15 protein-coding genes are annotated in these 20,741 nt (G+C 68.7%); 8 read left to right on the plus strand and 7 right to left on the minus strand.

What is annotated here, in order from left to right; translation table 11 throughout:
* From HUK65_RS15880 to HUK65_RS15890, 3 genes are all read left to right on the plus strand, one after another.
* Nucleotides 1-243, plus strand: a 243-nt coding sequence (locus HUK65_RS15880; protein ID WP_179907256.1) for a glycosyltransferase, incomplete at its 5' end; no start/stop codon positions are given.
* A complete protein-coding gene (locus tag HUK65_RS15885; protein ID WP_179907257.1) occupies nt 200-1,885 on the plus strand; it encodes an ATP-grasp fold amidoligase family protein in 1,686 nt (561 codons plus the stop codon). The genes HUK65_RS15880 and HUK65_RS15885, both read left to right, overlap by 44 nt.
* An 88-nt stretch (nt 1,886-1,973) precedes the next feature.
* The gene (locus HUK65_RS15890; protein WP_179907258.1) at nt 1,974-3,563 is read left to right on the plus strand and encodes a glycosyltransferase; all 1,590 of its coding nucleotides are present in this window, start codon (nt 1,974-1,976) and stop codon (nt 3,561-3,563) included.
* 149 nt (nt 3,564-3,712) lie between these two features.
* On the opposite strand, the gene HUK65_RS15895 is transcribed toward HUK65_RS15890, so the two are convergent.
* Complete coding sequence (locus HUK65_RS15895; protein WP_179907259.1) at nt 3,713-4,813, minus strand: hypothetical protein; 1,101 nt, start codon at nt 4,811-4,813, stop codon at nt 3,713-3,715.
* A 180-nt stretch (nt 4,814-4,993) separates the two neighbouring features.
* On the minus strand, nt 4,994-6,007 hold the full coding sequence (locus tag HUK65_RS15900; RefSeq protein ID WP_179907260.1) for a replication initiator protein A: 1,014 nt from the start codon (nt 6,005-6,007) through the stop codon (nt 4,994-4,996).
* 586 nt (nt 6,008-6,593) lie between these two features.
* On the opposite strand from HUK65_RS15900, the gene HUK65_RS15905 reads away from it, so the two are divergent.
* From HUK65_RS15905 to HUK65_RS15915, 3 genes are all read left to right on the plus strand, one after another.
* The gene (locus tag HUK65_RS15905; protein WP_179907261.1) at nt 6,594-7,982 is read left to right on the plus strand and encodes an AAA family ATPase; all 1,389 of its coding nucleotides are present in this window, start codon (nt 6,594-6,596) and stop codon (nt 7,980-7,982) included.
* A 347-nt stretch (nt 7,983-8,329) separates the two neighbouring features.
* A complete protein-coding gene (locus HUK65_RS15910) occupies nt 8,330-9,541 on the plus strand; it encodes a ParB N-terminal domain-containing protein (RefSeq protein WP_179907262.1) in 1,212 nt (403 codons plus the stop codon).
* Nucleotides 9,542-10,090: 549 nt separating this feature from the next.
* Nucleotides 10,091-12,958 carry a VWD domain-containing protein gene (locus HUK65_RS15915; protein WP_179907263.1) on the plus strand — a complete coding sequence of 956 codons (2,868 nt, stop codon included), beginning with the start codon at nt 10,091-10,093 and terminating at the stop codon, nt 12,956-12,958.
* A gap of 202 nt (nt 12,959-13,160) precedes the next feature.
* On the opposite strand, the gene HUK65_RS15920 is transcribed toward HUK65_RS15915, so the two are convergent.
* Nucleotides 13,161-14,162: an NAD(P)/FAD-dependent oxidoreductase gene (locus tag HUK65_RS15920; protein WP_179907264.1), complete on the minus strand. Its 1,002-nt coding sequence runs from the start codon at nt 14,160-14,162 to the stop codon at nt 13,161-13,163.
* 235 nt (nt 14,163-14,397) lie between these two features.
* Here HUK65_RS15920 and HUK65_RS15925 point away from each other — a divergent pair, with 235 nt between their 5' ends.
* Nucleotides 14,398-15,306: a UTP--glucose-1-phosphate uridylyltransferase gene (locus HUK65_RS15925; protein WP_179907265.1), complete on the plus strand. Its 909-nt coding sequence runs from the start codon at nt 14,398-14,400 to the stop codon at nt 15,304-15,306.
* A gap of 8 nt (nt 15,307-15,314) precedes the next feature.
* Entirely contained in the window at nt 15,315-16,313 is a 999-nt protein-coding gene (galE, locus tag HUK65_RS15930) for a UDP-glucose 4-epimerase GalE (RefSeq protein WP_179907266.1), read from the plus strand.
* A gap of 103 nt (nt 16,314-16,416) precedes the next feature.
* Here galE and HUK65_RS15935 read toward each other — a convergent pair whose 3' ends face one another.
* The 4 genes from HUK65_RS15935 to HUK65_RS15950 form a co-directional block, all read right to left on the minus strand.
* Nucleotides 16,417-16,767 (minus strand): hypothetical protein, encoded by a 351-nt coding sequence (locus tag HUK65_RS15935; RefSeq protein ID WP_179907267.1) that lies wholly within the window; start codon nt 16,765-16,767, stop codon nt 16,417-16,419.
* A gap of 517 nt (nt 16,768-17,284) precedes the next feature.
* Nucleotides 17,285-18,145 carry a hypothetical protein gene (locus HUK65_RS15940; RefSeq protein ID WP_179907268.1) on the minus strand — a complete coding sequence of 287 codons (861 nt, stop codon included), beginning with the start codon at nt 18,143-18,145 and terminating at the stop codon, nt 17,285-17,287.
* A 48-nt stretch (nt 18,146-18,193) separates the two neighbouring features.
* Complete coding sequence (locus HUK65_RS19140; protein WP_179907269.1) at nt 18,194-19,264, minus strand: phosphotransferase; 1,071 nt, start codon at nt 19,262-19,264, stop codon at nt 18,194-18,196.
* A partial coding sequence (locus HUK65_RS15950) for a glycosyltransferase family 4 protein (RefSeq protein WP_179907270.1) occupies nt 19,257-20,741 on the minus strand: 1,485 nt, incomplete at its 5' end. The genes HUK65_RS19140 and HUK65_RS15950, both read right to left, overlap by 8 nt.

Here is a 20,741-nt window from a genome sequence, read left to right on the forward strand (position 1 = left end):
GGGCGCACCATCATCGAGGCCATGGCCGCCGGGGTCCCCGTGATCCTGCCCGAAGACTACCGCGTGCTCTTCGGCGAGGCAGCCCTTTACGCCACGCCGCAAACGGCGGTAGCGCTGGCCCGCAAGCTGCAGGCCGACCCGGCGGCGCGCGCCGCCCATGTGGCCCGCGCCCGCGCGGCCGTGAAGGAAAGGTTCAGCCATGAGGCGCATCTTCGCCGCCTGGCGCAGGCGCGTCAGCGATAGCCTGCGCGCGCGCCTGCCTTCGGCGGAGGGCATCGGAGCGGGAGGCCCCGGAGCGGGAGGCACAGCCGTCACCGCCGCGCGGATGGTGCTGGCCGGGCTGGAGGATCCGGCCGCCACCGCCCGCGCCGCCACCCGCCGGGGGCGCGCCCTGGGGGTTGCGGTGCAGGCGCGCCTCCATGACGGGCCGGCGGCGCAGGCGGGCCAAAGCCTGGAGCTGCATCTGCAAGGGCCCGCGCCCGCCCTGCGTCAGGCCCTGGCCGCGCTGATCCCGCTGGACGGGGGCGCGCTGGACGGGGGCGGGGCGACCCGCGCCGTGGCCATCGGCCCGGCGCCCCTCATGGATCCGCCCGCCTCTTCTGCCGCACCCCCTGCCCCCGCCCCTCCCGCCACCAGCACCGCGGCGCAGACGCCCCCGGCGGCGCCCGCCCTCCAGAGCTCTGCCCTGCCCGCGCCCCTGTGCATGGCCACCGCGCAATATCACGCCCTGACCCGCGCGCTGTCGGACACGCTCTATGCCCCCATCCGCGCCCGCGCGTCCCTGGGCCGTGACAGCCCCGAGCGCGCCGCCCTGGTCGCCCTGTCCGAGGCGATCCTGCCCCCCCATCTGCATGACAATATCCAGCGCGACATGGGCGGCTTTCCGGGCCATGCGGGCCTGTCCTTCGCCACCGAGATCCGCGCCCAGGGCCAGCTGCGCCGGGCGCTGCAGCGCCGCTGCGGCCATGCCCAGGAATTCCTGCTGGAGGACAAGGCCCATGGCCGCGCCTTCGCCCGCGCCCTGGGGCTGCGCCTGCCGCGCCTCTATCAGCAGGGGGTGCCCGCCGATGCGGTGGTGCTGCGCCCCGATACGGTCATCAAGCCCGTGCATGCGGGCAATGGCCGGGGCGTGTTCCTGGTGGATGCGGCAGGCCGGATCGACCAGCTGCGCCCCGCCGCCCGGGGCCTGGACGAACCCGCCCTGCGCGCCGCCATGGCGCAGCATGTGGCCCGGGGTCTGGCCGATCGCTGGCTGGTGGAGGCGCGGCTCCATGCCCCCGATGGTGCCCCCGATGCTGGCCCCGATGCTGGCCCCGGTGCTGGTCCCGGGGCTGGTCCCGGGGCTGGCCCTGAAACCGCCCCGCCCCGCCTGCCCACGGATATCAAGGTCTATACCTTCTACGGCCGCACCCCCCTGGCGCTGGAGGTGGACCGCACCGGCCCCGCCCCGCGCCACGCCTGGCACCGCCACCCCCGCCACACCCCCCGGACCGAGGCCGGCCCGCCCCCCATCGGCAAATACGAGGCCTCAGGGTTCGACAGCCGCACCGACCCCGCGCCCTTCTTCCGGCTGGCCGCCCGGATCAGCCAGGAGGTGCCCGCCCCCTTCCTGCGCATCGACTTCCTGAACACCGATCGCGGCCCGGTCTTTGGCGAGTTCACCCCCCGCCCGGGGCAGTTCCACAGCTTCGAGCCGCGCACCGATCGCTGGCTGGGCTGGGAATGCGCCACGGCGCGGGCGCGGCTGCTGGCCGATCTGACGCCCGAGGCGCTGGCCCTGCCCGAGGCCGCGCCAAAGGCGTTCGCCCGGTTCCGCGCGCTTGTGGAGGAGGTGCAGACCCGGAAGCGGGACCGGAACACGCGCCGGAAAGGGGCAAAGCCATGAGCCCCCGATGCGAAGGCCCGCCCCGCCATCCCCGGCACCCCCACCCGCCCGGCGCTGTTTCGCGCGCGAAACATGAAAGGTCAATGCATTGACCCAAAAAGGATTTCCCGCGCGCACCCCGGAAGCGGCGGCGCCAGCCCCGCCGCCCGCCAGCCCCCCGGAACGGGCGGCGCCCCCCGCTCCGGCGCCTCCCGCTGACCCGGCCCCCCTTTCTCACACGGCCCCCGCCCCGACACGGGCCCGCCGGGCCTCGGGGCGGCGGATCGCCTTTGTGATCGACCGGCTGGCCGGGCGCGGGGGCGGGGCGGAGCGGGTGCTGATCGATACCGCCAATGCCATGGCCGCGCGCGGGCATCTGGTGGAAATCCTGACCCATGACCGCGCCGAGGGCCCGCCCGCCTGGCCGCTGGCCCCCGGGGTGATGCTGAGCAACCTGCGCCCGCCGCGCCGGGGCTGGCGGTGGCTGCTGGACCGGCTGCGCGGGCCGCTGGAATACCGGCTGAGCGATGTGCCGGGGCTGGACCGGCTGGTCTGGACCGCGCGCCATGGCGGGTTCTGGCGGCGGCTGGCGCGGCATCTGCGCACCACCCGGCCGGATGTGGCGGTGGCCTTCCTGCCCCCGGCGATCACCGCCACGGCGGTGGCGGGGGATGCCCTGCGCCGCGCCCCCGCGGCGGGTAATGTACTGCGCGCCCCCGCGGCGGGTAATGTACTGCGCCACAAGGGAGCAGAAGCGCCCCGGCTGGTCGGCTCCACCCACAATGTTCCGGCGCAGGATTTCCACAACCCCGAACGCTGGGACCGGGGGCGGCTGGACCGGGCGCGGCGCTGGCAGGCCATGGCCGGGCTGGACCGGATCACCGTCCTGCTGGAGGCCTATCGCGCCTGGTATCCGCCCCACCTGCGCGCCCGCGTCAGCGTGCTGCCCAATGCCGTTGCCCCCGTTCCGGCGGCGGCGCGCGCCCGCCCGGAAGCGGCCCGGATCGTGCTGGCGGTGGGGCGGCTGGCGCCGGTCAAGCGCCATGACCTGCTGATCGCCGCCTGGGGGCGGATCGCCGCGCGCTTCCCCGGCTGGGAGGTGCAGATCCACGGCGAAGGCCCGCAGGAGGATGACCTGCGCGCGCAGATCGCCGCGCTGGCGCCCGAGGCCCGCGCCCGCCTGACCCTGATGGGCCAGACCCGCGACATGGCCGCCGCCTATCGCCGCGCCGCCCTGCTGGCCCATCCCGCCACCCATGAAGGCTTTCCCCTGACCGTGACCGAGGCCCTGGCCGCCGGGCTGCCGGTGCTGGGCTTTGCCGATTGCTCGGGGCTGAACGCGCTGGTGCGCGACGGGCAGACCGGGGTGCTGCTGGAGCCCGCCCCTGCCGCCAAACCCGATTCTGGCCCCGATGCTGGCCCTGCTTCTGGCCCGCACCCGGACACCCCGCCCGCCACGCAAACCACCCCGCAAACCACCACGCAAACCGATACCGAGGCGCGCATCGCCGCGCTGGCGGCGGGGCTGGCGGGGCTGATGGGCGATGAGGCGCGCCGCGCCCGGCTGGGCGCCGCCGGTCCGGCCAGCATGGCCCCCTATGACCCCGCCCATGTCCATGCCCTCTGGGAGGCGCTGCTGCTGGACCCCCTGCCCGCCAGCCCCCCCGTCCTGAGCCCCCGACCTGCGCCCCCGTCCTGAGCGATCCCGTCCTGAGCGCGGCGGCCCTGGGCAGGATCGCCTCCCCGGGGGGCGCATGCGGATGTTCGGGGGCAAGACGGACGCGCGCGGGGGGGGGAAGCGCGCCCCTCCTCTGGTGCCGCCCCCCTACGGCTGCCAAAGCTGCCCGGTTACCGGGGCGGCCTGGCGGCTTTGCCGGCGGTGCGGGCCTTTGTCCGGGCGCGCAGCCTGGCCAGTTCGGCCATCTGTGCGTCATCCAGGGAATAGCGCGGATCGTTCGTCAGCGGGGCGCCGGTGCGGTGGCCCTGATCGGGGGTGACCCAGTTCACGCCGTAAAGCTGGACCAGGATATCCTCGGCATTGCCGGGCACGCGCAGTGCCCAGTCATCCAGAAAGGCGGTGCGCGGGGCCTCATAGGCGGCCCGGTCGCGGCATTTCTCATAGCGCGAGCCCATGGACAGATCGAACGCACCATCCGGGCCGAACCAGGCCCAGTTGAAATCCAGCTTCACGCCCTTGAACTCCGGGTGCGAGACATAGACCGCCGCCCCCTTGGACCCCGCCGAGCCAAATCCGCGCGCATGCAGCCGGGCAAAGACCGCCAGCGCCTCGGCGGTGACATCGGCGGGGGCGGCATGGGCCGACAGGTAGCTGACATCGAACAGCCCCGCGTCATGTTCGATGAACCCGCCTTCGCGGATGGCCCCCAGCAGGTTGCCATAGGCGGGGACCAGCACCAGGCCGAACTCCTCGGCCAGCACCCTGGCGGCGGCTTCGAACAGCCCGCGCACGGCCATGCGGCGCGCAGGCGTCCAGCCCTCCTGCAGCTTGCCGAACTTTGTGAAGACATGGCCTGCGTCCAGTTTCGCGCGCAGATCGGCAAAGCGGCTGGGGGTGCCGGTGGCCACCACGAATTCGGTTGCCGCCCCGGCGGAACGGATGGGGATGGCGCTGCCGCCGGCATCCCGCACGCTGATGCGGTCGCCATCGCCCAGGAAATCGGCCAGCTCGGCGCAGCTGAAGAAGAACTGCCCGGCGGTCTTGCCATGGTCATGGACGCTGGTGCGGACGACCGGATGGTCATTGACGCAAAGCGTGACCGTGCCGCCATCCCCGGGGCCGGTGCGGCCGCGGATGTGTTTGGCCGGTGGATCGTTCAGCGGGCCAAGGTTCGACACGACCGGTTTGGGGGTCTTTGGCCTTGAAGAGTCGGATTTGCGCGAACCGGGAGCTTCGGCATCGGCGCCGGACCGCGGGGATTTGGCAGCCATGACATTCCCTCCGTGCAACAAGGTACAACAACGTCCCCGCAACAAGGTTCCCGCAGCAAGGCCCCACAACCAGGCCCTGCGGGAACGGGCGCCCTTCGCCCTCCTGTCTAGCGAAGGGGCCGGTCACAGACAAGCGGGGGGGGCGGGCAGGGTGGGGCGGGCCCGTCCCTGCAGGGCCTGTCACCCCGCCGCCATGCGCTTCTTCACCCAGCCCAGAAAGGCGCGGGCGGGGGCGCGCAGGGGTTTGCGCCCCGTGGCCGCCCAGACCGCGCGCCATTCGGCCTCCAGCGCGTGGACGTCATGGCCGGGGGCCAGGGCGCGGGCGGCGTCCAGGGTTTCGGGCGCAAGCGGCGCGGGCCCCGTCCCCGGCGCGGCGGGCGCGCGGCGCGGGGTCACGCGGATGCGGTCGCCGGGCAGTTCCTCCAGCCGGTAATCGGGCAGATGGCCCTGGCCGATCATGTCGCGGATCATGCGCCGGAACACCCGCAGGGGCGAGGCCGAGCCCGATTTGTGGTGCAGCACCTCCAGCCGGATCACCCATTCGGGCTGGCGCCCGCAATGCTTGCGCGCCAGCTCATAGACGCGCCGCTCCAGCGGTTTGCGCAGGCGGAAGTAATCGCGCGACAGCGTCAGCACCGATTTCGCCAGCACCGCACGATAGAGCCAGTCGCTCAGCGTCACCGCGACCGAGACCATCCGCCCCCCGCGGGTGCGGCGCACGATCTCCCAGGCCTCGATCAGGCCGAAGCCGCGGGTGGTCTCCAGCCCGCCGCTGGCGATATTGGTGGTGATGCGGGTGCCGGCCAGCCGCTCGAAGGCCTCGCGCAGGCGCCGGTAGGCATCGCCCGAGGTTTCGCGGTTGGTGGCCACCAGCAGGTCATGGGCGCGCAGATGCAGCGTGCGCGCCACGGGCCGCCCGGCATTGAGCGCCGCCATCAACTGGCTGATGCAATAGATCAGGATGTCCTTGTCATGGATCGTCGCCAGCCCCCGGACCGAGGGCGTGACCGTCACTTCCACCCCGTTGTGGCGATAGTCCAGCACCCGCAGATCAGGGCGGGTGGAGAGCGAGAACACCGGGTGTTCCATGGTCGCCATGTCATCCTTGGGGTTGGCGCCCAGGATATCGCAGAGGAAGAAATCCGCCTGGGGGTGACGGTCCGGCAGCAGGCCGGGGGAGGCGGGCGTGCTCATGGCAGCAGCCCGGATATGGCTGTGCGCGCGCGCCTTCTGCCCCTGCCTGTCATCGCCTGCCCTCTGCCCCCAGTCTCTGCCCCAGTCTCTGCCGCGGCCTCTGCCATGCCCTTTGCCACGTCCCGTGCTGCGGGGCGGCCGGTGTCTTCGGGGTGGTCTGGCGCCACCGTTGCGAAGCCCGCAAGACCCCTGCCCGGGATTCGTGGTTTCAATGACACCCAGCCTAGAGTTATCCACAGGCGCTGTCCAGCCAGAGCCTGCCGCCGAACGTGGGAGCGGAATCGCCTTGGCGTGGTTTCCGAGTCGCCCTTTCGTGGTTCCGGAATCGCCCCCGCCCGAAAAAGGGCAGCGAAATCCCTTGGTTTCAGGGCTTTGCCGACAGGCCCCGAAGCCTGTAACACTTACTATAACCAAATATAACAAGGCTGATCCGCCAATTGCCGATCCCGCCCGCCCGGAGCCCGGCCCCGCCACCAGGACCGAACCCCCGGAATTTGCTGAGAAAAGGCAAGAGGCGTGCGCATAGGATTTGCATGTGCGCAAAAAACCGCTACATTGCCAAAAAATGCAAACATGAGGCGCCAGCATGGCCACGGATGCCCCCCCGCCCCCCCATGCCAATATCGCCCCCGATGCGGCGCTGGCGGATCTTGATGGCGCCGTCGGCACCGCCAGTTTCGCCGCCCTGGCCGAAGCCTGCGCGCGCGGGCGCGCCGATCTGGCCGCGCGGGGCCTTGATGACAGTGGGGAGCGGCGGTTGCGGATGTTCTCCACCTGGGAGATCACGCGCTATCTGATCCCCGTCGCCCCGGGCCATTTCCGCCGGGTGCTCAAAGCCAACCCCGATCTGCCCCAGGGCCATGCCCAGGTCGATGGCGGCACCCGCTGGTTCACCCTCGATGAGGTGCTGCGCCTGCGCGCCCATTTCGCCGAAGGGGGGGCGAAGAACCGCCATTACCTGCCCTGGCGGCCAAAGGACCTGCCCGCCAAGCTGGTGGCGGTGGCGAATTTCAAGGGCGGGGTGGGCAAGACCTCCACCGCCGCGCATCTGGCCATGTCGGCCGCGCTTGATGGCTACAAGGTGCTGGTGATCGATCTGGACAGCCAGGGGTCCATGTCCTCGATCTTTGGCGCGCGGGTGGCGGATGAATGGGGCACGGTGTTTCCGCTGCTGGCGCGCCATTACGCCCGCCACCTGCGCGCCGACAACCAGCGCCGGATCGACCGGGGCGAGGCGCCACAACCGCTTGATGACACCCTGGCCGAGGCGCTGAAGCTGGGCGCGGATGATCTGATCCGGGGCACCCATTGGCCCAATATCGACCTGATCGGCGCGCAGCTGAACCTCTATTGGGCCGAGTTCCAGATCCCCGTCTGGCGCATGGCCGCGCGGGGCTGGAAGCTGTGGGATGCGCTGACAGACAGCCTCGCCGATGACGGGGTGCTGGAGCGCTATGACATCGTGATCCTGGATACGCCGCCCGCGCTTGGCTATCTGACCATCAACGGGCTGGCGGCGGCGGATATCCTGCTGGTCCCCACCGGGGCATCGTTTCTGGAGTTCGACTCCACGGGGCGGTTTTTCGACATGCTCCACGCCACCTTCAATTCGATCGAGGAAGGCGAGAACCTGGCCGCCCGCGCCTTGGGCCGACCTGAACTGGCCTTCGAATGGGACGCGGTGCGCGCGGTCATCACCCGCTATGACGGCGCGCAGCAGGCAGAGCTGGCGGCCCTCATGCAGGCCTGGCTGGGCCGGTCGCTGGCCCCGGCGCGGCAGGGCTACACGGCGCTGATCGGCCAGGCGGGCGAGCAGGTCTCGGGCATCTATGAGGCCGATTACCGCGATTTCAACCGCGAGACCTATATCCGCGGGCGCGAAACCTTTGACGAGACCTATGCCATGTTCAAGCGCCTGCTGATCGGCGCCTGGCGCCGCGATGAACTGGCCGCCGCGCAGGAGGGCGGGGGATGAGCAGGGCGTTTCCGGGGTTTGCACAGAAAAAATCAAATTTTTCAATTGCTTATGCACGCATGTTTCGCGTGCGAAACATTTCGGGCGGCGCGGGCCTTGCGCGAAACAGGGCCGGGGCTTTCCGGGGTTTTTCAGGTAAAAGATTTTATTTTCAATGCTTTGATACCCCCATGTTTCGCGCGCGAAACATTCTTTTTCACTTGTGCCGTTGCGCGTGGCTGAGGCCCCGCTCTGGCCTGCTCCGGCTCCCGCCCCACACCCCGCCCCGGCCAGCGCACGCTGCGGCAGCGCGGCCTTCACCTTTCGGCGCCATCCTGCCGCCTCCCTGACCCCAAAGGACCCCGCCCATGGCCCGCCGCAAACGCCTGACCCTGCCCCCCACCCCCGAGGATCGCACCGCCGAAGCCCGCACGCCCGAGGATCGCACGCCCGAGGATCGCACGCCCGAGGATCGCTCTGGCCCCGCGCCGGAAACCAAATCCATGCCCGGCGCACAGCCGGGCGCCAGATCCATGCCCGGCGCACAGCCGGGCGCCAGACCCACGCCCGGCCCCCTGCTCTCGGCCCCCCCAATCGCCCAGGTGGCGGGCGAGGCTTCGGCCACCCATGCGCTGGAGGAGCTCTCGCAGGAGTGGCACCGCGCGCGCATCGAAGGGCGGCTGGTGCAATCCCTGCCGCTCGATGCCATCGACGAGGGCCATCTGCTGCGCGACCGCATGGCCGCCGACCCCGCGGATATGGCCGATCTCATCGCCTCGATCCGCGAACGCGGCCAGCAGGCCCCGATCGAGGTGGTGGCGCTGGAGGGCGGGCGCTTCGGGCTGATCGCGGGCTGGCGGCGGCTGCGGGCGCTGCGCACGCTGCTGGCGGAAACGGGTGATCCGCGCTTCGGCACCGTGCTGGCCCTTCTGCGCCGCCCCGCCAGCGCTGCCGAAGCCTATCGCGCCATGGTCGAGGAAAACGAGATCCGCGCCGGGATTTCCTATTACGAACGCGCCCGCATCGCCGCCCGCGCCGCCCGGGCCGGGGTGCATCCGGACCCGCGCGCCGCCATCGCCGCGCTGTTTGCCGCAGCCCCGCGCGCGCGCCGCTCCAAGATCGCCAGCTTCCTGGTGCTGCATGATGCGCTGGATGACCGGCTGCGCTTTGCCAGCGCCATCCCCGAACGGCTGGGCCTGGCGCTGGCCCGCGCTTTGGAGCGTGACCCCGACCTGCGCCCCCGCCTGCGCGAACGCCTGCGCAAATCGGCGCCCGAGACGGCGGCCGCGGAACTGGCCCTGCTGGAACGTGCGCTTGGCGCGGGCGATGCCCCCGCCACTCCCACCGCACCCGCCGCGAAACCGCGCAGCCCCGCCGATACGCATGACGACACGCCCCCCGACACCCCCCGCGGCACATCCGCCGAGTCGCAAAAAACCCTCCACCGCGAGGAAATCCGCCCCGGCATCTGGCTGGAGACCGAAGGCGGCTTTTCCCGCGCGCGGCTCACGCTCTCGGGCACCAGGGTGGATGGCCCCCTGCGCGACCGGCTGGTGGCCTGGCTGCGTGACAACAGCTGACCGGGTGGGGCAGGGGGGGGCGTTTGCAATTTCGGATGCTGCGATGAAACGACCGTTTGCAAACGTGATCAAGGGCGGAGGCTCGGTGCCGCACCCCTGAACCCCCGCGGGGGTTCAGGGGCTGGCGGGGCTCCGGGCGGGGTGTGCCGCCCCCGTGCCGCCCCCGTGCCGCTGCGCGGTGCGCAAACGGGCGCGCGCTCTGCGCCAGAGCCCTTCCATACTGTCCGAAACAGCCGTATTTTGCAGATAACAGGCCCCAGCTGCCTGCAGTCCATACCATGTTTTCCGCGGGCCATCATCCTTGGGCAGGGGTGGGCGGGGCAGGGCATCCGGTCCCCGCTCTGACTGCGCCCGCCCCCGACACCCGCAACACCCTCCCCGATGCCGCCCGTGCCGGGGGGTGGGGCGGGCGCCGGGCCGGGGCCTGTGGTCTGGCGCTGAAGCCCCCGGCATGAACCTGCGCAGGCCCTTACTCGGATATTGACAACACCGTCATCACCCCTGACCTTCGGCCCGCGAAATATCAGGAAAAAACGGGGGAGTCGTTCGATGAGCGAAGTTTTCAGGACCGAGGAATTTGACCAGCTTATTGCCGACGGCACCGTTGGCGCAGCCCTCGATGATTTCGAGCTGGATTTCGATGAGCTGCTGGCCCCCTTCAACCCGCTTGTCTTCCTCTTCGGCGGCGGCCCCGACCTGACCGCCGAAGAGTTTACCGCGGACCGCATCACCCTGCTGGCCGAGCCGTTCTCCTTTGGCGGTCAGGGGGCGGAAGGCGTCTATACGGTCACCATCGAAGGGTCGGGCTTTGGCCCGCTGGGCGATGACGCGGATTTCGAGGAGGCGCTGATCGAGGGCACCGCCACCGGCAGTTTCGAAACGATCACCATCGACCATTTCGATGACCTCGCATCGCGCGAGGACGGCGCGGGCGCCACCCGCATCCTGGACATGAGCATTTCGCCCGCGGGCTACAGCATCGTCAGCGGCGGCCAGTCGCTGGAGATCACCGGCACCCTGCCCGACAGTTTCGAACAGTTCGGCGAGATCCTCATGGGGTTCGATGCCTTCTTCATGTCGCTGCAGGAGGCCGATGAGGAGGGCGAGGAGCCTGATTTCAGCCTGCTGGACGGTATCTTCGACGGCTACAGCATATCGGATGTGGTCCTGTCCGATGGTGGCGACACGCTGCTGACCGCCAGCTTCACCGAGGATGCGCTGGAGATCGAGATCGACGGCTATCGCATCGTCTTCTGCGATTTCGATTTCAACCTGGCGACCTTCTTCGAGGCCGCGGGCGCCTTCGATGATTTCGAAGACAGCATGATCTGGCCCGAGCTGACCCTGTTCAATGACCGCGGCGAGCCCATGCCCCAGGTCAGCGAGGCGGGCTTCATCAATGCCTCGAATAACGAGGATACCGCCTTTCTGAACTTCACGGTTCTTGAGGAAGGCACCGGCACCTATTTCATCCAGGTCGGGGCCGATCCCGAAGGCCCGCAGACCTCCGGCTTCTACCAGCTGATCGAAAGCATCAACTTCTTTGCCGGTGACGACATCTCCGAAGAGGATTACGAGCGCATCGAGGAACAGGCCGACGCCCCGGCCGATATCACCACCCCCTATACCCTGCCGGTCGGCGACCCCATGGAGAATGAACCCGTGGGCGATTTCCTGGGCCGGATCGACCCCGAGGGCGATCTGGACTGGATCCGCGTCGATCTGGACGCCCCGGGCAGCTATTCCTTCCGCGCCTTTGGCATTCCCGATGATCTGGACGATCTGAACCTGGATGCGCTCTTCACCTTCTTCGGCGTCACCTGTGTCGAGGTCTATAACCCCGGCGGCGATCTGATCGCGCGGGCCGATGACCCGGAATCCCTGTTCGGCCCGCCCCCCGTCCCCGGCCCCGGCGATGATGACGATGACGATGATGACAACGGCGGCCCCGGCGACGATGAGCCGGTGGTGTTCCCGCCGCTGCCGCCCGGCCCGGCCTGGGGGCTGGGCGATCCGCATCTGATGACGCTGGACGGGGTGGGCTATGATTTCCACGCCGCCGGCGAATACGTGATGGTGCGGGCCACCGATGGCCGCGATTTCGAGGTCCAGGCCCGCATGGCCCCGGTGGGCGAGAATGTGACCGCCAATATCGCCGCCGCCGTGCAGCTGGATGGCGCCTCGGTCATGGTCGATGCCATGGGCCCCGATCCCCTGCGGGTGAATGGCGAGGCCGTGACCATCGAGGATGGTGGCTTCATCGAACTGGGCGGCGACCGGGTCTATTTCAACGCCGGCACCAACAGCTATCTGATGGTCCATACCGGTGACGGCGACATGGACACCGGCTACAGCGCCGTGCAGGTGATTGTGGGGCCGCAATGGGTGGATATCATCGTCGGGCTGGATGACGCCTGGGCGGGCACTGTCGAAGGGCTGCTGGGCAATTTCGACGGCAACCCGGACACTGACATCGCCCTGCCCGATGGCACCGTGCTGGACCGCCCCCTGACCTTCGAAGACCTCTATGGCGATTACCGCGATGCCTGGCGCGTGGCCACAGAGGACCAGAGCCTGTTCACCTATGCCGCAGGCGAGGGGCCGGACAGTTTCTATCTGCCCGATTACCCCACGGCCATGGTCTCGGTGGCCGATTTCTCGCAAGAGGCGCAGGACGCCGCCGCCGCGCAGCTGGAAGCCGCCGGGCTGGAGCCGGGCACCGTGGCCTTCAACAACGCGCTGCTGGATGTGCTGCTGACCGGGGATGACCGCTTCATCGGCTCGGGCCAGACCGCGCAGGAGAACGAGGACACCCGCCCCGATGACGCCCCCCCGCCCGTGGTCCCCGACACCGATGGCGGCGGGCTGGAGGGGCTGGTCACGCTGTCGGGGCGGCTGGTGGACATGGGCGGCGAGGGGATGAACGGTGCCACCGTCACCTTCCAGCCCGCGGGCCGCAGCGTCGCGCTGACCCGCCACACCCGTGAGGGGGATGAGTTCGGCTTCGACCTCATGCCTTCGGACACGGGCGGGCGGCTGGAGGCCACGCGCGATTATGACCAGTCCTCGGATGGCCGCCCCACGGCCCAGGACGCGCTGGAGGTGCTGCGCATGGCCGTGGGCCTGACCCCCAGCTTCGGCGAGGCCACCCCCGAGGCCTTCATCGCCGCCGACATGAACCGCGATGGGCAGATCAACGCCCAGGACGCGCTGGAGGTGCTGCGCGCCGCGGTGGGGCTGGAAAGCGCCAATGCGCCGCAATGGGTCTTTGTCGATGCCGAGGCCGATCTGTCCGAAACCGTCACCGGGCGCGATGCGGTGAATTACGAAACCGGCGTCCAGGTTGCCGGGTTTGACGGCGACCTGTCCGGGCTGGACATGAAGGGCATCCTGCTGGGCGACATGAGCGCCTACTGATCCCGGCCCCCTCCGGGGGCATCAGCGCGCCGCCCCCTTTCGCATGGGGGGCGGTTACGCGTCAGCCCGCCCCCGCGCGATCCGCCTGTCCCCGGGGGCAGCCTGTCCGGGCATCTTCCTGTGACGGGGCGTGTCATGGGGGGCGAAAGGCCGCCGGACCCTGACCCGCCCGGGCCGTGGTCCCCCACCATCTGCTCCGCACCTATCCCCGGGCCAGGATATCCGTTGCCATGGCGCGGCCGCTTTGCCAGGCGGCCTCGGCCCGGGCGGCCAGGCACCAGTCGCCGCCCAGCCACAGCCTGGCGGGGGCATCGGCCAGAAAGGCGGTGCCCAGCGGGCGGGCGACCCGGGCGTAGCGCCAGCGATGGGCGCTGGCGTGCAGCGCCTCCGCAGGGTCCAGCCCCAGCCGCGCGGCCAGCAGGGGCAGCATCCGCGCGGCGATCTGCGCGACGCTGTCTTCCAGATGCTGCGCGCTCCATTCCAGGCTGGCCTGGGCCACCCAGCCGGTGATCCCCGCCCGACCCCCCGCCCCACGCCCCGCCCCGGGCAGCGCGCGCCCCGGTTTGCTGCTGTCGCGCGCGATCCAGGCCAGCGGGTGGTCGGCATCGGTTTCAAAGAGCGTATCGGGGGGCATGTGCGCGGCAGGTCCGGCGGGAAAGGCCGCCATCAGGGTCAGGCAGGGGGCCATCGCCACCCCGTCCAGCGCGCCGCTGAGCGCATGCGCGCCGCCCAGCAGGGCCGCGGCCTGGGGGGCGGGAATGGCCAGCACCAGACGCGGCGCGGTCATGGTTCCGGCGCTGGTCTGCAGCGCCCAGCCCCCGGGGCCGGGGCGCAGGGCGGTGACGGTGGTGCCCTGGGTCACCGCCAGCCCGGCGGCCAGATGGCGCGGCAGGGCCGACATGCCCGGCACCCCCGTATGGCGCAGCCGTGGCCCGGTCTCATCCCAGACCGCCGCCGCCCCGGCGCGGGCAGCATCCGCCAGCAGGGCGGCAAAGCCCGGGTCATAGGCGGTGACATATTGCGCGCCATGGTCGAAGCGCAGGGTCGCGCCGTCGAGCACCACCCGGCGGGTGGCCATGCGCCCGCCGATCCCGCGCCCCTTGTCCAGCACCTGCACGCTCTGGCCCGCGTCGCTCAGCGTCCGGGCGCAGGCCAGCCCGGCCAGCCCGGCACCGACCACGATCACATCGGGGGTGGCGCTCATGCCCGCCACCGCAGGGCAGGGGCGCGCAGGGCAGGGGGGATCTGAAGCATCGGCATGGCGGGGGGTCCTTTTTCCGGGGCGCCTGTGGCTAAGACAGCGCGCCGGGCGCCGGGATCAAGGGGGCATGCGCAGAAATCCGCCCCCGGCCCGGGGCGCCTTGCTTGTAAGCCCCTGCTTTGTGGTGCATTGAAGGTCATGGGATAGAAAAGAACATCTTTTTTGACAGGAGGATTGCGTGACACGGATCACCAAGGCGGTTTTCCCCGTGGCCGGGCTGGGCACACGGTTCCTGCCGGCGACCAAGGCGATGCCGAAGGAGCTGCTGCCGATCATCGACAAGCCCATCGTGCAATATGCGGTGGAAGAGGCCATTGCCGCCGGGATCACCGATCTGGTCTTCATCACCGGGCGCAACAAGCGCGCCGTGGGCGATCATTTCGATGCCAATCTGGAACTGGAAAACCAGCTGGCCGCCAAGGGCAAGCATGAGCTGCGCGACCTGGTGCGCAATATCGTCCCGCGCGGGGTCAACTGCATCTTCATCCGCCAGGCCGAACCGCTGGGCCTGGGCCATGCGGTGCTGTGCGCGCGCCCGGCGGTGGGGGATGCCCCCTTTGCGGTGCTGCTGGCCGATGACATGATGCGCGGCGCGCGCTTGCCCACCGCCGCCCTGGTCGAAGCCTATGACCGGGACCCGCGCAGCTATCTGTCGGTCTCCGAGGTCTCGCTTGAGGAGGTGTCAAGCTACGGCATCCTGCGCCCCGGCCCGGGTGGCACCGATGGCGCGCAGGTTGAGGTCGCCGGGCTGGTGGAAAAACCCGCCCCGCAGGATGCGCCCTCGCGGCTGGCCTCCTTTGGCCGCTACGTGTTCCACCCCGAGATCTTCGACGTGCTGGCCGCGCTTGGCCCCGGCGCGGGGGGCGAGATCCAGCTGGCCGATGCCATCGACGCCCTGGCCGTGCGCGGTCGGGTGGGGGCGATCCGCAACCCCTCGCACCGCTATGATTGCGGGGCGAAATTCGGCTATCTGACGGCGATCGTGGATACCGCGCTGGAACACCCCGAATACCGCGACCGCTTCCGCGCCCTGCTGGCCGACCGGCTGGCCCGGACGCCAGACGCCACACCCGGCAAGACGGGCTGAGCGCACCCATGGCCGGGGCGCATGTGCTGGTCACGGGGGGCGCGGGGTATATCGGCTCGCACGCCTGCAAGGCGCTGCGCGCGGCGGGGCATGTGCCGGTCTGCGTGGACAACCTGTCCACCGGCTTTGCCGATGCCGTCCGCTTCGGCCCGCTGGAGCGGCTGGACCTGGCCGACAGCGCCGCGCTGGCCGATGTCTTTGCCCGCTACCAGCCGGTGGCGGTGCTGCATTTCGCCGCCTTCAGCCAGGTGGGCGAGGCCATGGCCCATCCCGGCAAATACTGGCGCAACAACGTGCTGGGCGCGCTGTCGCTGATGGAAACCATGCTGGCGGCGGGCTGCCGGGATCTGGTGTTTTCCTCCACCTGCGCGGTTTACGGCGAACATGACGGCGTGACGCTCGATGAGGACACCCCCCAGGCGCCGCTCAACGCCTATGGGGCCTCGAAACGCGCGATCGAGGACATGATCCGCGATTTTGGCGCCAGCGACGGGCTGCGCGCGGTGACCTTCCGCTATTTCAACGTCGCCGGCGCCGACCCCGAGGCCGAGATCGGCGAGCGCCACGACCCCGAGACGCATCTGATCCCCGTGCTGTTGCAGGCCATCGCCGGGATGCGCCGCGAACTGGTGGTCCACGGGCGCGATTACGCCACCCCTGACGGCACCTGCATCCGCGACTATGTGCATGTAAGCGATCTGGTGCGCGCGCATCTGCTGGGGCTGGACTGGCTGGCGGCGGGGCGCGGGCCGCGGGTGTTCAACCTTGGCACCGGGCGCGGCTATTCGGTGGGCGAGGTGATCGCGCGCGCCCGCGCCGTCACCGGGCTGGAGGTCCCCGCCCGCTTTGGGCCCCGCCGCGCGGGCGACGCCACACGGCTGGTCTCTGGCAGCACCCGCGCGGCGGCCGATCTGGGCTGGACCCCGCAAGCAAGCCTGGACGACATGATCGCCCACGCCTGGACCTGGCACCGCCGGTTGCACGGCAACAGTCCGCCGATGGGGTAGGGGGCGCCCCCTTTGCGCCCCGGGCGCACTGCAGGGATGACGCCAGGATCGATTTCCGCGCCCTGTCCCCGCAGCCGCCAGGTTATCTATCGATTGTCAGCCTTCAGTTGATCGTCCAGGGGGCCGATGGCCCTTGGGGGGTGATGAAGGTGATGGTTCCATTCACCAGTTCGAAATCCTGACAGGCCGTTCCTACCAGATGCTGTGGCGTGGTAAAGGTTCTGCACCACTGCCCGTTGCGCACCGCCCAGGTGCCCTGCGCTTCCATCCCGTCCTGGCCAACCTGGCCTGTCAATGTTCCATCCGGATTGACCGTAAGTGCATTGGGGCCCTGGGTCAGCGTGCGGCCGACGACCGCCTGGGTCAGAGCATCGTCCGAGGCCGCATGGACTGTCTGCTCACAGGCGGAAAGCGAGATCGCCATGGCGGCGATCAGAAAAAGGCGTTTCTTCATATATTGCTCCAGTTCTGTTCTTCGTGAAATTGACAGACGTCAGCGCTACGAGTGAAATTCCGGGAATTTGCTGCCGCCTGATCTGAAGTGTGCCAGATACGGTCATCCGATCAAGCCTTTTCAGGGTGGGGCTGGTCGCCCGGGCGGAGCCTGTGGCGAGCGTGGTGCGGAACAGTTTCCCGGGCCCATGCGAGGAAACGGGTTGGCGTGGCACTTCTTCAGTCGCCTGGTAGGGGTGATGTTGCGAGGGGCGGCTATGCGGACCTTGCGGATGTTGGGCATAAGCGCAGAGCCGCGCAGCGTCGGGCCGGGGTGCGGCGATCTGAGGGTCGGGCTATGTCACTTTATGGTTGCCAGATCCGTAAAACTTCCAGGCTATGCAGTTGTGGCAGCCAAGTCGCCGTGCCGGGGGGCGGCCCGGCGAGGCGCGGCGGGCTGACGCCCTTGATTCCGCGCCGGGGAGCGATCGCTCAGGGCTCCAAGCAGCCATCGGGTATCTTGTGTCAGGTTGCGAACTCTAGACGCTCCAGTCCTGCACGATGGACATGGCCCTGGCAAAGACCTCCGGGGTTTCGGCCCGCTTGTGTCCGCCTTCATGCGAGAACAGCAGCCGGCGGAAATTGCCCCGGGTGTCATTCTCGGCGCTGTCCTGGCCCATCATCCGGCAGAACGGCTGGTAATGATCGTCGTAATGATGCCTGTCCAGCACATTCTGGATATAGATGATCCGGCAGTCCCGCAGCCGGGTGCGGTAATGGGCCAGCGTCACACGCTCGGGCACCAGCGCGGCGGCCGTCTGCCGGTCCTCTGCTCCGAACGCGATCTTCAGGTATCGCTTGCCGGAGGCCTGATATTTCGTGACATCGGTCTGCGGGTTGATGCAGATGGCATTCGCCCCGTCCATCATGGCCGCCAGGCGCAGGGCGGCGAAGCCCCCGCCACTGGAGCCATAGCCGTATATCTCCTGCGCGGGGATACCCAGCGGCGCGGCGATCTTCCGGGCCGTTTCGATGATCTGCACCATCGGGTCGCATGCCGCTGTCCCCGCATACCAGGCCAGCTCGACCCGGTCGTCCAGATGCAGGAACGGGTCCGAGACATACAGGCAATGGCCCGGGAAATGGTCCGCCCAGCTCCAGCGCTGGAACACGGGCGGCACCATGCCCTTCTTGCGGTTCATCATGCCCGAGAACAACACGAACAGCCGCCCTGACCCGGGCCGGGGGTGCCAGAGGTAATCGAACCGCAGACCGTCCCGTGTTTCGTGGAACAGGCAGGGCGCCTCCTGCGGCATCGCATCCCCGGCGGGCGCCTGTATGTCCTGCAGGGCGCTCAGCTCGGCAAGCGTGACCTTTCCCGGCTGTGCCGGCAGTTTCATGGTCATATCTTTTCCTGTATGCAATATCGCAATATGCGGGACCGGCCCCTACAAGGTCCTGAGTTTCCGCGTCAGCCAGACCATTCTTTCCAGCATGTAATTGAGCTTCTCGCAGAAAATCGCCATGTTTTCATGATCCGCTTCTTTCTCGGGCGCCTTCATGACCTTCAGGGCATGTGGCAGGCGGTTGAGAAACTGGACTCTTGCAAGCGTGATCGAAAGCCCGACAAGGCAGGCTTCCTCATCCACGTCATTGCGCCCCAGAGCGCGCCGATAGGCCGAAATGACCGGGGCCTCGATCCTGGTGATGTCATCCACCGACTTGGCCCGCATGTACCTCCCGGACGCCAGATACCCCCACCATGTCGAATACAGGAACTGGGACAGATCGCCGCCACAGGGAAGCATGCTGGCGGTATCCCAGTCGAAAAAGACGTATTTTTCGCCTGCAGGATCCCAGTTGATGTTGGATCTGTTCAGATCGCCATGTGCCAGGGAAAAGGACAGGGCCGCCGTGATCCTGTCGTTTTCATGCATGGCTTCAATCAGTCCGGACCGAACCTGCCGTGCCTTGTCGGCCAGCTTCTGGTCAAAGAAATCCTTGAACACGAACGGCTTGACATTTGACAGGTCCAGAAGCCCCGGCGGCTTCCGATCCTTGGCGATTGCTGACACAATATCCCCGTGATCCGACAGATCCGCATTCATTTCCCCGATGGCAGATGCGATCCCGGGCATGTTCCTTTCCGTGCGCTTGATGGGCAGACACCCTGAAAAGGCGGTATCCTCCATGAAGATGGAATGGAAATCATGCCCCGCGCGCAAACAATGGATCTGCGGTATTCTCCAGATATCGCCACTGCGCGTTCTCAGATCGCGATAGATCTTGAAACCGGTCGAATAGCGCGCCGAGAAATACCGTTTCTCGATAATGGATATCTTGCCGAAGATCTGATCTTCGAGCAGATGTCGATGAACACTGTTGCGCCCGCTCTTCTTCAGGACAACCGGTTTTTCCTGCAGAGGAATGCGCAGATTTACGGGTATCGTCTCTGACTGAACCTGTTCCAGCGGCGCATCGACGACTTCAATCCGGATCTTGTTCGCTGGGTCAGGCACTCAGGAGCTCTTTCAACCTCTCGTAATGCATCTCATAGCTGAACTGCGCGCGCACATAGTCCTTCGCCACCGCGACCTGCCGGTTGTAAGCCGCCGGGTCGGCATGCAGCGCCTGTGCCATTGCTAGCGCGGTTTGGGGCGTAGCGTAAAGGGCGGCATCGCGGAACAGGGGGCGATATGCCTCGGGCAGGATCACGGGGACCCCGGCGGCCATGGCCTCGATGATGGTGCGCCCGAAGCTTTCGACCCAGTCGGGGTGCGAAAAATAGACCCAGACGTCGATCCCGGCCAGGAAATCGCGCGGATGCAGGCTGCCGAAAGGGTGCACCACCCAGTTCGGCGGTATCCGGCCCAGGATTCTCTCGGCGGTGGCCGCCCCGCCCAGGACATGCACCTCGGTGTCTTCGGCCTCGGGGTAGGCGGCCAGGATATCGGCGGCCGTGTCGGGCCATTTATGGGCATGGTCGCGGGCATGACGGCCGATGCGCAACCTGTCCCCCGGCCCGCGCCTGCGGATCCCGCGGTCCCAGCCGGAGATGTCGATGATGTTGTGCCAGTCCTGCGCCGACAGGTCGATCGCGCCCAGCTCTGCCCCGTGGTGGGTGACCAGCGCGTCGCGCACCAGCGGGCCGATCGGGTGCCAGGTGGCCTCGCGCCCGAACCAGCGGCGGATATTGGCGGCGCAGGCGGCGATGTCATAGCGGGGCACGCCTTCGGGGCCGTAATCGCTCATGGGGGGCTGGTTGACGATCACCTTGACGTGCTTTGCGTCGATCTGCGGCAGGTAGCGCTGGTCATGCCACAGGCTGGGCGGGTAGCGCAGGATCAGCAGATCGCAGGAGACATGATCCCCGTAGGAGAGCACCTGCGTGCCCAGGCGCTCCATCTCGGCGCGCGCCTCTTCCAGCATGTGCAGACGCACGCCGTCGCCGGTGTTCAGGTCATAGCGCGACAGCTGGAACACCGCCGCCCGCTGGCCGCGCCTGTGCAGGGCGCGCAGGTCTTCGAGGCTGGATTCGATGCTGCCGCCGGGCATGCGCCATTCGGTGCCCACGATCACGGGGATATGGCGCGCCTGCGCGGTCAGCTGCGCGCGGTCCGGGCGCATCACTGTCGGCACCTGGAAATGGCGCTGCCTGTTGTCGTATTTCAGCGCGGCGCCGCTGGCATGGTGGACGCGCTGCGCATCGAAATATTCCTTGCGCGCGCCGAACAGGAACCCGTTGATGCCCAGCACGTCATCGGCCACGATCGAGGTGTCGCTGTCGCGCTGGAAGGACAGCGGCCCGGTCTTGAGGAACTGCACCGATTTGCGCCCGAACACCAGCCGCATGCGCCGGACCAGTTCATTGTCGGCCGAAAAGCGCACCGTGTCCCAGTAGCCCAGATGTTCGCGCATGGGCGCGCGGCGGAACATGAAGGAGGATGTGTTGGGGATGATGAAGATCCCCTGCCCCGTCCAGCGGGTGAAGCGCAG

It is taken from the genome of Rhabdonatronobacter sediminivivens (genome assembly GCF_013415485.1).
Lineage (GTDB): Bacteria > Pseudomonadota > Alphaproteobacteria > Rhodobacterales > Rhodobacteraceae > Rhabdonatronobacter > Rhabdonatronobacter sediminivivens.